This window comes from Paenibacillus rhizoplanae (genome assembly GCF_042684125.1).
Lineage (GTDB): Bacteria > Bacillota > Bacilli > Paenibacillales > Paenibacillaceae > Paenibacillus_AQ > Paenibacillus_AQ rhizoplanae.
Genome location: NZ_JBHUKY010000091.1, coordinates 1 through 14497 on the forward strand (window position 1 = coordinate 1; position 14497 = coordinate 14497).

Below are 14497 nucleotides of genomic sequence, written 5' to 3' on the forward strand. Positions count from 1 at the left end.
TTCATACGCATGTTCTGCATCCTTTTTGGTTTTACAGACCACAACGAAGTCGTCTGCATACCTCGTCAGTTCTCCCAGCCCACTTCCGTGTTTCTCCCATAACCGGTCAAAGTAGTTCAAATAGATATTCGCCAGCAGTGGCGAGATGACACCACCTTGGGGTGTCCCTAGATCGGAGCGCCGTACCTTTCCTTCTTCCATCACTCCCGCATGAAGCCACTTCCGTATAAGCTTCAAAATCCGTCTGTCATTGATACGCATCTGTACCAATTTCATGAGTTTCTCTTGATTTATATTGTCGAAGTAACCTTGGATATCGACGTCGACTACCCAATTTCCTTTGCGGTTGCAGGCTTTCCGGATTCGTTCCAGTGCTCCTTTTGCACCTCGCTTCGGGCGAAATCCGAAGGAGACTTCTTTAAAATCGGCTTCAAAGATGGGTTCAATCACCAGTTTGGTTGCCATCTGTAGGACTCGGTCTCGTACCGTAGGGATGCCTAGTGGTCTTGGCTTCCCGTCTTTCTTCGGGATATAGTGCCGCCGTACGGGCTGCGGATGGTAGCTGCCTTCTTTCAGTTCTCGCTCACAGCTTTTGAGAAATCTCGTGACTCCTTGTTTCTCGATTTCAACGAGCGTTACGGCGTCCACTCCCGCAGCTCCCTTATTCGCTTTCACCCGTTTCCAGGCTTCGCATAGCACATCCCACCGGTAGACTTTGTCGTACAGCGCATGGAATTTACGCTTGTTGTTCTCCTTGGCCGCATGACCTAGCTTTTCTTGGAGTTCTTGAACTTTTTCCTTGGGTGTCGTTAGCCGTTTGGCATTCACTCACTCGTACCTCCTCCAAAAGCGTAAACAAAGTAGGGCTCCTTCCCTCCCTAAGGTTATGTTGTCCTTAGGTTCTTCGGTACTATAAGCCCCTCGGACTCCCTTCCCACAGACGGTTCACTTCGTCTTCTGGACTTATAGAGCGTCTCTTTACGGGTTCCTAAAAAAAAAAATTCTTCCGTGTGGGGGAGGGTCTCCCCAGTTCACTGCATTATCTTTCAACCCATGCCGATCCCTATACCCCGGAGGATTCTTCACTGTTGTTCCAAGTTCTGTACAGCTTCCTTGGCCTTCGTCCATGAAAGCGGGACTCGGCTTCCTCTCTTCCCCTTCGCAGGGCCTTTTTGACGACGCGGCAGGATTCACTTGATGTTACGGCCTGGGTTGTTGCTCGCCCGGTCTCTGACCGGTACTTTTGTCGATGCGCTTTTACACACAGATTTCGCCATGTGCAAGCATCCTAGCTACAAAGGTGGCTTGGTCCCTCCTTTGGTTGGACTTTCACCAACTAGATAATGCGTGCCTCTGGGCACGCCTATCAAAAAAAGCCACAGCATCCGCCGCGACTTAGTCCTTGACTCTCAGCACCAGCATCCATGCAGTGCTTAGCTCACCTTACATAGCTCAACCGTCCCATACACTGATCCTGTCACCACCGACCGTTCAGTACATCCAACTCAGTCCTTGCCCTTACCACCCTTGCCGCCCTTGGCAAACCGCCAAAAAGCCATACAGCAGCCGAGCAATCCGGCTCCCAGCATAAGGGTCTGTAACGCCCCCAGCCAAGTCGACTGATCCGAGGGGATCAGACTGCTGATGATGATGAGCAGGATTGAGGCCGCGACCAGCACGGGGGTTTGTCTACTTTTCTTCACAACCATTCACCACTCCTAAAGACTAATACTATCTAAGGTACACCATCTCCGGCGTTTTCACCAGTTCACCCCGGCTCCGGGCACCACCAGGCGAAGAACGTATGGCATCCTTGGCTAGTAATTCTTCACTTCATAGTAGTCAAAATCAGCGAAGGAGTCATGCTGGTGAGCATCAACGGAACCAATGAAATTGAACAAGCCTGTAAATCCGCCAATCTCCCCCGGCTCCCCGTTCACACCTTCATCCGACAAATAGAGAACATCGATATTCTCTACAAAAGCTTGCCAATCCCCGTTATCCCCGAAGCGGTACAGGATACTCGCGATGCCTGAATAATAGATAAGCTTGAGCTCCGCTGTGTCTTCAGGGACTGGAATGTAATTGTGGACCAATTCGGTACGTTCCCCCAGCTTAGCCTGCAGTACATATAGAACGGTGCCCTCTGATTCGGAGTGAGTCAAGTGAACGTACAGCCAATTATTCGAATCATAGTATAGCCCCATGCCCGCCGTTTCCGAGTAATGATCGGGATGAAACTCCACCTTGGTTTGCACTTCATAATGAAGGGAGGTTGCGCGTGTGGCCATAATCGCCGGATGGATCTGCGAGAAAAAAGAATTCTCACCATGAATGCGCAAGTAACCCGGACGTTCAACCGTATTCACCCATGCAGCTTGCTGGTCCCGGTATGGAGTCAGAAAATGAATATCATAGTGCCCCTGATTAAAATCATCAAATACGTCATGAGAGAGTCTGTCCACCTTTAGTTCAACACCTATTAACCCTTCAACTTCCATTTTTGCTACATTCGATCCATCCTTCATCTCCAGCCAGCCATCCTCTGTCCAATGCATTTTCTGAATCGAGGTTTCACGGCCTAATGGGTTTAAAAGCGTTCCTTCCACAGGCCGTGACATTAGATGGGCAATGTACCATTCGCCTGTTTGTGTTTGAACTAATGAGCCGTGACCTGCTTTTTGCATGATTGAGCTTGGATTATACATCTCAAAATGCCCGGCATCCGGATTACCAAGTGAGAATAGATGGCGCGGCGAGGAGGTGATAATGGGCTCTCCCGACGGATGCGGTTCATAGGGACCAAAAATATTCTCTGCACGCCCCAGCTCAACACCATGAGCATAACCCGTTCCGCCAGCTGCTAATAAAAGATAGTACATCTCTCTATATTTATAGATCTGCGGTGCTTCAGCACAGCCGCGGCTGGTGAAGCCTTGCGTCACCCGGTGCCATTGTCCAACCAACTTCCCCTCATTCAAATCAAATTCAGCGATTACAATATGTCCAGGCGCCTGATACCCTTCACGGGTCTCCCATTCAAGAATGGACACATAGTGTTTGCCATCTTCATCGTGGAAGAGCGCCGGATCGAAACCTATGGATGTCAGATAGATGGGGTCCGACCAAGGTCCATGGATATCTTCTGCCCACATGGCATAGGAATCCGAATTAAATTCACGGCCTGCCATGTTTAACATATGCGAATAAGCTAACCAGTAGCGGTTCGTCCTAGAATCATAGGATAGATGCGGTGCCCAGATCCCGGCTGGAGTATTTGTGCCTCTTAGATTCACTTCACCTTTATTCAGGGCAAAGGCCGTCAGCTCCCAATTCGCTAAATCGGTTGACTTGAAAATTTGAATGCCGGGATTCCAATGAAACGTGGATGTCGCAATATAATACACATCATCAACTCTAATAATAGAGGGATCTGGTGCCATTCCAGGGATTATAGGATTATTAATCTTCGTCATTTATTTGCTTCCCTTCGCTGTTTAGCCATATTATTTACCCTTTTCCTGTTGTCTATGTATATTATAATAACTAGTAACGTACTTATGCGATGGGATGATTACGGCTAGATTTACCCAAATCAAAGGCAGGTGCTGCAAATTGGAACATATGAATAGCCATCTCACAGGTGCACAGACGCTGCTGCCGCGCATTGATTGGAATATACGTTTTTTTGGCGCACATACACAGACCGTTCCTGCCGATTGGAGTATGACTACAGAATCCCACCACGCCTTTGAGATACTAATTGTGCTGGATGGGGCTCAAGAGACAAGGATGGATCATGAACAATTCATTGTGAACAGTGATGATATTCTACTGATTCCGCCTGGGTTCGAGCATACGAATAAGTGTATTTCCGCCACATCGATGACCTATTTCTGCGCTCATTTCGATATAGACGAGCCCTCCTTGCGGATGCGAATCATGAAAAACTGTGACTGGGTCTATACGCCCTCCCATTTGTATCATAGCCAGCTGAAAAAATGCCTTCAAACATGGATCGATATTCTGCATGAGCCTGAGTTGTCATTCACCAAAGCGAAGCTAAAAGCACAAATCGTCTTGTTTGAGTTATTAGAGGTGCTAGTAGATATCCAGCCGGTCCAGACGGAGATACGTACCAACCAATCCATGACCACTGCGAAATACGCCAAAGAAATTGCTGAAGCCATCAAGCGGGCTTTTAAGAAAAATTGCACCCAAGGAAATTCAGATTACACCCTTCACATCCAGCCCATCATTGCTTCGCTCGGAATAAGCCCCAACTATGGATTAGAGGTATTTCAAAAAATATATAAGATGTCGCCCCGCACCTATCTATCTGACTTAAAGCTGCAGGAAGCCAAAATATTACTCCAGCAGCCCAGGATATCTTTAAATGAGATTTCAAACCGTTTAGGCTACAAGAATCTCTCTCACTTCAGCAGACAATTCAAAAGATGGACGGGCATTAACCCCTCCGACTATCGTAAAAATAATGGTGTATAGCAAACACCCATCTGCCTTTATGGGGCGGAGGGGTGTTATGTTGTTATGCCGATAAGTTATCGTTATTTAATTCTCCTTCAGCGCTTTAATCTCAGCAATGAGATGATCCAGCTTGTAACCGTTGGTATCCCTGGAGAAGGCTCTCATTTCTTCGGTTTGTCCCTCGAATGCAGATAGAACATAATCACCATCAACTACATAATATGTCCCATAACGGGTGAAAGAGTAGCTTCCTTCTTGCTCTTCCCCTACCCCTTTTTTGATTGCAGCGACGATCTTCATTCCCGGCTTAAGTTCTGGTTCAATCCCCTTGAACTCAGAGTTATAAATCAGGTTAATGGTCCCTTCAACCTCTTCACCAGTAACTACTTGATCTACATTAACTTGAAAAGAGGTAAACATAGGCTTGTAAGGCTCCAGACCGGAATCCTTCAATTTCTCCGCTAAATTACCCTCTGGAGTTCCAGGTTCAGTTACTAGATCCACGCTAAAATCCGGCATTTGCTGAATGACTTCAGCAACTATGACCGTGTCCGTATGATCCAATACCTCCTTGAATGTTAAATCCCGCAAATCAACATTTTCGGGAGAGCCGGTGGATAAAGGATATTCTTTACGAAGCTCCATAATTTGCTCTGGCGACAGACTTGCTGCTGCTAATTCATCTGATTCAGAAGAAATTTTGGAACAACCCGTTAGGAATCCGAATACCATAATTGATGCAATGGCAGCTGTTATTATCCTTTTTATATTCATCTCAATCCTCCTTGTAATATTCTTTAATATTTATTAGTGAGATCATTGATATCATGTGTTCTGGGAACGTAATAACCTTCATAATCCCCACCAGTTCGCATAATTGACTCAACATTTGTTGGATAATAATATTCGTTAGGATGGCCCAATCCTAATGCATGACCTATTTCGTGTGTAATTGTAGCAATTTTATGATTATTTAAATTGGAACTATTATACATGGAGGTATAGGGTGTCATAAAAATCTGTGAATAACTAACCTTTTTAGATGAGTTTTGTACATTCGAAGAGTTTATAATGTATCCATCTGTCGACTTAGAGTCAGTTATCCCAAGTATTCCTGTGCCGACAATGCCGAAACGTTGATCCCAATAAGCTTTAGTAGTAGAAGCTATATCGAGAGTTGATGCCCCAAAGCTAACTTGACTTGTCGTTACCTTTTGTGAGTACGTGGACCATAAGAACGAAGCAGTGGAATATGCACTACTATACTCGGAACTTAAGTTATCTCCATTAATTTTTAAATATGCTTTACCATTGCTGAAATTATTCCATTTAATCGGGATAGCCGTCGCGTTAGTAGACGAACCTGTATAATATATTTCATGCGCACTTGCTGTGAAAGAAAAAATGGGAACTGTAGATGTAGACAAAGCTATTAATAGAATCGCTAGCGCCTTCCTTCTAATCCTCATTAACTAAAACACCTCTCTATCAATTTATTTTATCTATATATGTATATATATTACATTACACCCCACTCATCATCAACTATAATTTGTTAATTAATCCAATAATATAGATGAATTTTTCAACTTTGACATTGCAGCAGCTAACTAGCCTTCAGGCCCCATAATTACCTCCGTTAACCTTCTTAGCCCATCCGCAAGCTACTTATTCAGAAAAAATCCCGATGGTTGGCCATATTGGTCATCATCGGGATTCTTGTATGCTTTTCCTTCAGCCAAGGCCTTCTCCGTCATGAATCCCTCCAAGAGGTGTTCCAGGTAAATACGGAAGCGCGCTCTTTCTGCACCGCTGCTTCTGCGTAATATCGTGATTAGGACAGATGCGGGTAGAGGGCGGAAACGCCGCCTGCAAGTCCGGCTTGGATCATCCGGCTGGTATCGTCGGCGAGAATTTCGAAACTGCCGGCTGCTATGCCGTCAATAGCTATTTTCGCAATATCTGAAGGGTTTGATTTGGGAGCATCCAGGCCGGCCGTCATGTCTGTCTCCATATAACCCACATGTAAGCCTGCTACTCTAATATGACGGGGATACAAATTCAAACGAAGATCGTTCGTCAACGCCCATGCTGCAGCCTTCGCAGCTGTGTAGGCACCCGCAGCTCCGCCACTGAACCAGGATAAGGCGGAAAGAATATTCAGAACCGATCCTCCCCCGTTGTTCTCGATGACCGGTGCAAAAGCGCGAACCATGGATAACGTACCGAAGAAATGCGTATCCAACTCCAGCTGGATTTGCTCCATATCCCCTTCCAGCAAAGAAGCGCCTGTAGATGATCCTGCATTGTTGATCAGAATTGTAACATCCTTAGCCAGGCTGGCTGCTGCCGCTACCTCTTGAGGGTTGGTAACATCAAGCTTTACAGGGATAACCCCTGGAATATTCACGGTCTCCGGATTTCTTGCTCCCGCGTAGACCTTAGCCCCTCTAGCTAGAAGTTCAAGCGTAAGCTGGCGGCCAAGCCCCCGGTTTGCTCCAGTAACAAATGCGACTTGTTCAGAAATGTTCATGGGTTTCGCTCCTCTTTTTAAGAATGATCGTTCTAGAAAATGCACAGGAAATGATATAATAACCTAATCTCATCATGCAATGATGTCTTATAAATTCAATATAACATATTGAGAACGATCGGTAAATAATTATATAAATATTTAAAATCGGATTACCACTTTCCCTTGGGGGTGACCTGTAGCAACCAGATTTAGAGCTTCATTAATATCTTCAATGTGGAACTCCCGGGCGTCTACCGCAGGTATAATTTGGTTCTCTTCAATAATTTTTGTGATTTGCCGTAATTGTTCTCCATCACTGCGTACAAACACGAAATGATATTCAATCTTCTTCTTCTTGGCTTTGTGATCATACTTAGCCCCAGCAATACTGAATAGTTTTTGCTTCCAACCTGCCAAGCCCATAGTTTTGGCGAACCGTTTGTTTGGTCCGGTCCGAAGAGAAAGAAGATGGCCGCCTGGTTTAATAATAGAGAGTTCACGGTCAAATTCACCAGGTCCCAAGGTATCAATCACATAATCAAGATCATGAAGCCGTTCCCAGTAGTTCTCCGCCTTGTAATCAATGTATTGATCAGCTCCCGCGGCCATTGTACGTTCACGCGCCTGTGGACTTCCGCTGACGATGACCTTCAGCCCCATGCTTTTAGCGATAGGAACCGCCATTTGCCCAAATGAACCAGAGCCTCCTGGAATGAACACACTTTCGCCAGCTTTGGCAGCTAACTCTTCATGCAGGCTTTGATAGGCTGTCAATCCTGTTAAAGGCGCAGCCGCACCGGTTAAGAAATCCAGATTACCCGGCAAGTGAGCAATAGCCTCTACATGAATCGCCGCATATTCGGCAAATGCACCAATCTTTCGCAGCGGCAGGCGGGAATAAATGGCATCACCCACCTTGAAGCCAGCGACTTTCTTACCCATCTTCTCAACAACACCTGTGAGTTCGTTACCAAGGGTCAAGGGGAACTCATAGTCCTGGATTAACTTCACGCTTCCGGTAGCGATGAGCAGCTCCAAGTGATTAACCGCCGCCGCCTTTACTTTAACCAAAACTTCGTAATCACTTATTTCCGGGACTGGAATATCGCGCACTTCAACTTGAAACGATTTGGAATATTTGGTGATCTGTGCCGCCTTCATAATTAATATCCTCCTCTCCGCAAGATCTCAAGTAACATTTGTGATGATTTGTAACTTGCACACCAAGCATAAGACCAATAGTTACAAAAGTCAACATTTGTCACTTTATTTTTTTGTGCTAAACTATAAGCAGATATCACTAATTAACGAAAGAAGGGTTGGCAGCACTCACCTGCCACAACAAATGGCTAAAATCACACAGGAGCTTATTATTGAAACTGCCGAGACATTAATTGAGCGTACGGAAAAGTCTGAGGTGACACTCTCTCAAATAGCGGATGAATTGAACATCACCCACGCTGCACTCTATAAACATTTCAAAAACAAACAAGAACTCTGGGCGGCTGTAGCTAAGGGCTGGTTCAACCGGATGATCTCAGAGCAAATCCGTATAAACATGACTAATACCGCCTCCCCGCAGGAAATGCTCCACGATTGGCTATGGGCATTTGTGAATGCCAAAAAGCGTGCTTATAATGAGAATCCCCAAATGTTCGCCTTGAATACACAATATGTGGACAGTAATCCTTTGGTATTACGTGATGTGCTTTGGGATTCTTATCAAATCATTGATGGTTTCATGGAATATCACGATCCTCAATTTGAACGGGCAGAGGCCATTCTATCTGCGTTTGCAGTGTTTAGTCTCCCCTCTTTTAAAGAATCCTGGAATTCACCAGACTACCAAGAACGGTTTGAACGCATCTGGAGTTTAATCAAACAGGGGGTTTGAAGCCTGGCGGGTGCGGCTGAATATACAACAAGGAGCAGTTACCTGAGGTAACTGCTCCTTGTGAGAAATCCATCACACTTGTGAGGAACCATATTTGTTAAATTGAAGATTCTAACTTAATACCATCTTGAACATCATTGAATGCACAATCTCCCAGTTACCAAAAGGCCTTGCAAGAGCGAAGAGAGGTAGCCTTTCCTCGTGCAACTGGCGAAGGCTAAGGAAGCTGCCCAGAACTAGGAGTATCAGTGAAGAAACTTCCAGTCTAAAGGATTGCATGTTAATATAGATGATCCGTAATCTGGGGAGACTCTCCCCCAAATTTTTTTAGCAATCCTTAAAGAGGCGCTCTATGAGTCCATAAAAAGAACCTCTGTGTGAAAGGAGTCCGATGGGACAATGATTTAATCAGCTTCCTTATTCTTCTAGTTAAAATGTCGTTTTACATTAGTATGAGAACATTATTTATTTTTTATCTCTTATCTCACGAAGGATCGCTTCGATCTCCTCGGTTTTCCTTAAGAGATTAGTTTGATTTCTACTCAAGCTCGTTAAACCAATTATAACGATAATGATAAGTAGTAATTCCGCTTCCATCCTTCTCCTTAAACCAACTTCTCGCTCTATTCTAACATTTACCCAGTTAAGTTGCCCATTAGAGTTTAAAAATGATTATACATTATTTTCTGATAATAAGCTCACACCAATTATTCTTGAAATATATTTTTTACTACTTCCCCTGTTCCGTCGCTTATATGCTCACCTAAATAAAGAAAATTATGTTATTCATATTGCTAAATAATAATTTATATTATTTATGTAAATATTGCTTCCCTTAAATATTAATTGGAAGAAAGGTGGAAATAATGAAAAGGAAGTTCCCTTTGTTTTTCGGGATCATTACAATTTTTTTCTAGCTATATAAACCGCAATTAAGTTTATAACCTCACGAGGAGACGATCTATCGTCTCCATCGGTTGGTTGTTAATCCGATTCATGAATTGACTCACATGAAGCCTAATCTTATAGAATTTTTCAAAAAAGATGTTGTTCACCACATCCGCTTTGAGCCACAGCCATAGCCCTTCTACCGGATTTAAGTTTGGGCTGTAAGGCGGTAGAAAGACCAGTTGCAAACGCGGGTGTTCCTTTAAAAACGGTTGTAACCCTGTAGCGTGATGAATCCGGCTGTTATCCAAAATCAATGCAATTTTTCCACTTGAATAGGCTGAGAGAAGATCTTCAAGAAATCGAATAAAGGCTGTCGTATCCGCTTTTTCTTCTTCCCGGTGATGAACCTGGCCGGTTTCATAGTGAATGGCACCGCATAACTTGGCCCCTTCATGTTTGCCGTACGTTGGGACTTTGCGTTGTTTACCGCGAGGAAACCAGTTGTACTGAAGAGCTTGATACGAGCGAATCATGGACTCGTCTTCAAACAGCAAATGGTCGATCTGTTCAGCCTCCACCTGCTTCTTGAGTTGAGCAAACGTGTGCTTTCTGAAGAACGTCTGGGCCTCCTCATTGGCATGGGCAAGCGTATACGTGGCCTTGGTAAAGCTAAAATTCATCCGTTTTAGCATCGCACTAATTCCACGCACGCTTAGGGTGACGTCAAATTCCCGCTTAATCCATTCCGCCACCAGCGGCAGGGTCCAGGTATAACGGGCTTCAAAACCCATATCGGCGGGTACGTGTTGCTCCAGCATCGCCGCCTCGGATAATATTAACAATCTATTACCCGATTTGGAGACTGAAGAGACTTTGTTGATTTCTTAATTGCGTTCTATATAGACTGCCGATGTTATTTTTTAACTAACGTTTCGAGGGAGCTTAACCGATATTTATGTGTGACTTTTCTCTGTTGGGATGTTTTACTTTTTTACCTTCTGAGCCTTTGCCACTTTATCAGCAGCAGCTTGTGTTTGTGTTTGAATTGCAGCAGTAGCTTTGTCTAATGTTTTCTTCCCGCTTACTACCTGTGTCAGTTCTTCAGATAGAATTGACCAAAAATCCAATTCCAAATCTGGTGACTTGTTCATGAGCGCATAACTTGTAATAGATGAATTGAAGTTAGGTTTTAATTTATAGAATGCATCCAGCTTGTAACCAGAATACTCTTTAACCATGCGGGACAGAGGCGCACCTATACTATTATTAGAGTTGTTAGGTTTGTAGTATTCGTTAGCGTGGTCATCCCCATTGAAATATTTAATGAACTCCCAAGCGGCATCCACATTCGATGCACCTGCTGGAATAGCCAGAATCTCAGAACCAAACACATATCCTGTTGACTTCCGGTCCTTAGAATCCGCAGGGCCGGCAGCCATACCAAGTGTAAACGGTTTATAGTTCTTCACATTGCTTTTTGCTGCTTGCAAGGACTGCAGCTGACTGATAGAGGCTACTATCATAGCGGATCGTCCCATAATGAACGGGCTGCTTTCCAGGTAACTTTTGCCCGATAGAGTAATTCTTTCGTCAAGCACCCCCGACTTCGTAGCCTCGACAGACAGGCAATAGGCATTTTTCCACGCCGCTGTATTCGCAGCAGCCTTAAGAGTATTTGGATCAATATACGTTAATCCTTCTGTTCTGGCAATATCCATTACTAAATTGCTGGACCCAAAGGAGCTTAGACCCCAAATTCGGGTGTTCTTATCTCCTGTAGTAGGGAATTCTCCAGCAAGCTTCAATATTTCTTCCCACGTCATTCCGTCACTTGGTGCTTTAACATGGTGCTTTTTAAATAAATCCGCATTATACAGAAGAGCATACGACTCCACCTTTAGGCTTAACCCATATAGTTTGCCGCCGCCTTGTTCCTTCAATTCAGCAAGCAAGCCAGGATATACTGTTGTCATGTCATACTGATCCCGTTCAATTAACGGCTCTAAATCTGCCAGCTTTTTATCTTTGGACAGTTGCTGGTAATCAAATGGGGGCAGCATTACAAGATCAGGTGAATACTTTTGGATCGCCGAATTGTAATCTGTAATCGAACCTGTACCTGTAGGTGCAAAAACTTCAATGTCTGTATCCGGGTAGTTCTTACTGAACTGGTCCCCGTACGTCCTCTTGAAATCATCAGCGTTCCAGTACAATACTTTTAAAGTATCTTTCGTATCTGCCTGGCTATTCGAATTTGCGGAAACCAGTTGATCTGTGGCAAGACCTGCTGAGGTACCGATCAACATCACACTGAAACTAGTAAGCATGATCTTCTGTATCATATTTTTCTTTAAAAATAAAACCTCCACTCATTTGTTATTTCAAATAGGCCCCATTCTCAGATAGAAGCTATCTGAGAATGGGGCCTGGGTTATTTCTTCGCTTTTTGCTTTTTCACAGCCTCATCAAGGCTCTTTTGAACCTGTGTTTGAATAGAGGCCAGCGCTTTGTCTAGTGTCTTTTTGTTGCTTATTACCTGTTTAATTTCACTTTGCAGGATAAGTGAATACTGTGCATTGTTAAATGGAATTCCTATTGGATTAACATATGGTGGTGATTCCAGGTTTGGTTTTAATTTATAGAAGGCCTCCATACTAAGTCCTTTGTATTCTTTACTATAATCCATTCGTGACAGGGAATAATCTGAAGGCATCTCGGATTTGAATTTAGCAAAATCCGCTCCGTTATAGAATTTGACGAAATCCCAAGCAAGATCTTTATTAGATGAACTATCCGGAATCGCAAAGATTGAGTCAAGATGAATGTTTCGTGTCATATTCCGGTTCTTAGGATCGGCAGGACCCGCAGCAATTTTAGCGGTAAACGGTTTGTACTTTGCTATAGCAGATTTATTTGCAGTTACCCCCTTTAAAGTATTCATACTAGTCGTACTTACTGTCATAGCCGCTCTTCCCATAAGGAAAGAATCCACATCGTATCCACTTTTATTTGAGCCTTCTATAGTATTGGATTTTATCGCAGTGATAGCCAAACTGAATACCCTTTTCCAAGCCGCTGTATTCATAGTTACTTTAAGTGTATCAGGATTATATCGGGTTACCCCTTCAGAAGTTGCTATATCATTTATCAAATAGGTGTAATTATCAAGCGGATAGTGAAGTCCCCAGATACGGGTGTCCTTATTTCCTTTAGTTGGGAATTTTGCAGATAGTTTCAGTATTTCTTCCCAAGTCATTCCGTCCTTCGGTAAGGGGACATTATATTTTTTGAATAAGTCTACATTGTAAAAAAGGGATTCTGTGTTGAAGCGCGGACTTAGCCCGTAGAGCTTTCCATTCACTTTGAGTGCGTCCAACAATCCAGGATACAGGGTTGCAGTGTTATAGTTGTCGCGCTTGATTAACTCTCCCAGTTCCGCTAACTGGTTCTCCTTGGACATCTGCTTATATTCAAGGGTGTTCAACATGACAACATCGGGCGATTGCTTGGCGATAAAAGCCTTTAAGTCTGATTTCCCATCCCATTTCACTTCCTGAATCTGAGTATCGGGAAATTGCAATTTGAACAAGTTCTCATCGAAATAATATTTGTCTTCGTACAGCACCTTTAGAGTTTGTTTCGTGGTAACCTGGGTGTTTGAATTAGCAGAAGCTTTTGGGTCTTGGCTAAAACCTGCTGAAATAGCCAATAGCATAAAGCTCAAACTAACGATTACTGACTTTTTAAAAATATTTCTCTTCAAAATAATACCTCCACTCCTTTATTGTTAAAACGATTATCTGTTTGTACTGAGCTAAGTATAGAAGAGAAAGCTTATCAGCCTGCTACCGAAATCCTTATCATTTCCTTAAATATGGCTAGCGTTATTCATTGCATTTGAAATATCGCTTATAATTATTGTTCTACTCTTTATCTAAGAAAAATAAGAGAATTAAGGGAGGATCTATGGCGGAAAGCACGATTTTGATGGTGGATGACGAAGCAGAAATTATCCAATTGATGAATATTTATTTCAATAACGAAGGATACAAGCTCCTGCAGGCGTCGAATGGGCTGGAGGCACTGGAGATTCTGCAGTCGGAGCAAGTCGATTTGATTGTACTGGATCTAATGATGCCCGAGATGGACGGGTTGCAGGCTTGTATGAAAATACGGGAAACGAATCCTATTCCAATCATCATGCTCTCGGCTAAAAGTCAAGATATCGATAAAATATCAGGCCTCAGTATCGGTGCCGACGACTACGTAACCAAACCGTTCAACCCGCTTGAGCTGATTGCACGCATCAAGTCACAGCTTCGGAGGATGAACCAATTTAACTCCACTGCGGCTAACGCAAACGATATACGTATCGAAAACGTCGTTATTAATGAAGCATCCCATACGGTAACGGTCGATCAGCAGGAGATCAAGCTGACTCCCCGTGAATTCGCGCTCCTTCACATGCTGGCAGTCAATCGAGGGATGGTGCTGAGCATGGACCGCATCTACGAGGAGGTCTGGAACGAGCCATTTATGGAGTCGAAGAATAGTGTTATGGTTCATATCCGAAAGCTTCGTGAGAAGATAGAAGCTAATCCGCGCGAACCGCGGATAATCAAAACCGTGTGGGGGATTGGATACAAAATCGAAGGCGTTCTAACAGCAAGGGGGGAGTAGGATACAACTACAGTGGCTGTATACAATTC

Annotated in this window: 13 protein-coding genes; 3 read left to right on the top strand and 10 right to left on the bottom strand. The window is 43.8% G+C overall.

The features are described from left to right. From ltrA to ACFSX3_RS30490, 3 genes are all read right to left on the bottom strand, one after another. Positions 1–828, bottom strand: an 828-nt coding sequence (gene ltrA, locus ACFSX3_RS30480; protein ID WP_379313671.1) for a group II intron reverse transcriptase/maturase, incomplete at its 3' end; no start/stop codon positions are given. 677 nt (positions 829–1505) lie between these two features. Beyond that, a complete protein-coding gene (locus tag ACFSX3_RS30485) occupies positions 1506–1703 on the bottom strand; it encodes a hypothetical protein (RefSeq protein WP_209994694.1) in 198 nt (65 codons plus the stop codon). A 114-nt stretch (positions 1704–1817) separates the two neighbouring features. Further along, positions 1818–3476 (bottom strand): family 43 glycosylhydrolase, encoded by a 1659-nt coding sequence (locus ACFSX3_RS30490; protein ID WP_209994693.1) that lies wholly within the window; start codon positions 3474–3476, stop codon positions 1818–1820. 148 nt (positions 3477–3624) lie between these two features. Between ACFSX3_RS30490 and ACFSX3_RS30495 the strand changes: the two genes are divergently transcribed. Continuing rightward, positions 3625–4506, top strand: a complete 882-nt coding sequence (locus ACFSX3_RS30495; protein ID WP_379313683.1) for an AraC family transcriptional regulator — start codon at positions 3625–3627, stop codon at positions 4504–4506. 66 nt (positions 4507–4572) lie between these two features. On the opposite strand, the gene ACFSX3_RS30500 is transcribed toward ACFSX3_RS30495, so the two are convergent. From ACFSX3_RS30500 to ACFSX3_RS30515, 4 genes are all read right to left on the bottom strand, one after another. After that, the gene (locus tag ACFSX3_RS30500; protein ID WP_209994691.1) at positions 4573–5262 is read right to left on the bottom strand and encodes a hypothetical protein; all 690 of its coding nucleotides are present in this window, start codon (positions 5260–5262) and stop codon (positions 4573–4575) included. Positions 5263–5285: 23 nt separating this feature from the next. After that, on the bottom strand, positions 5286–5957 hold the full coding sequence (locus tag ACFSX3_RS30505) for a hypothetical protein (RefSeq protein ID WP_379313673.1): 672 nt from the start codon (positions 5955–5957) through the stop codon (positions 5286–5288). 365 nt (positions 5958–6322) lie between these two features. Continuing rightward, complete coding sequence (locus ACFSX3_RS30510) at positions 6323–7021, bottom strand: SDR family oxidoreductase (RefSeq protein WP_209994689.1); 699 nt, start codon at positions 7019–7021, stop codon at positions 6323–6325. Between the two features lie 141 nt (positions 7022–7162). Continuing rightward, positions 7163–8164 (bottom strand): NADP-dependent oxidoreductase, encoded by a 1002-nt coding sequence (locus ACFSX3_RS30515; RefSeq protein WP_209994688.1) that lies wholly within the window; start codon positions 8162–8164, stop codon positions 7163–7165. 55 nt (positions 8165–8219) lie between these two features. On the opposite strand from ACFSX3_RS30515, the gene ACFSX3_RS30520 reads away from it, so the two are divergent. Continuing rightward, positions 8220–8897 (top strand): TetR/AcrR family transcriptional regulator, encoded by a 678-nt coding sequence (locus tag ACFSX3_RS30520; protein ID WP_379313676.1) that lies wholly within the window; start codon positions 8220–8222, stop codon positions 8895–8897. 938 nt (positions 8898–9835) lie between these two features. Here the strand turns inward: ACFSX3_RS30520 and ACFSX3_RS30525 are convergent. The 3 genes from ACFSX3_RS30525 to ACFSX3_RS30535 form a co-directional block, all read right to left on the bottom strand. Further along, positions 9836–10606 (bottom strand): IS630 family transposase, encoded by a 771-nt coding sequence (locus ACFSX3_RS30525; RefSeq protein WP_209994686.1) that lies wholly within the window; start codon positions 10604–10606, stop codon positions 9836–9838. Positions 10607–10771: 165 nt separating this feature from the next. Continuing rightward, positions 10772–12157, bottom strand: coding sequence for an ABC transporter substrate-binding protein (locus ACFSX3_RS30530; RefSeq protein WP_209994685.1), 1386 nt, complete (start codon positions 12155–12157; stop codon positions 10772–10774). Between the two features lie 62 nt (positions 12158–12219). After that, on the bottom strand, positions 12220–13551 hold the full coding sequence (locus ACFSX3_RS30535) for an ABC transporter substrate-binding protein (RefSeq protein ID WP_209994684.1): 1332 nt from the start codon (positions 13549–13551) through the stop codon (positions 12220–12222). 203 nt (positions 13552–13754) lie between these two features. Between ACFSX3_RS30535 and ACFSX3_RS30540 the strand changes: the two genes are divergently transcribed. Beyond that, on the top strand, positions 13755–14468 hold the full coding sequence (locus ACFSX3_RS30540; protein ID WP_209994683.1) for a response regulator transcription factor: 714 nt from the start codon (positions 13755–13757) through the stop codon (positions 14466–14468). Positions 14469–14497: the final 29 nt, after the last annotated feature.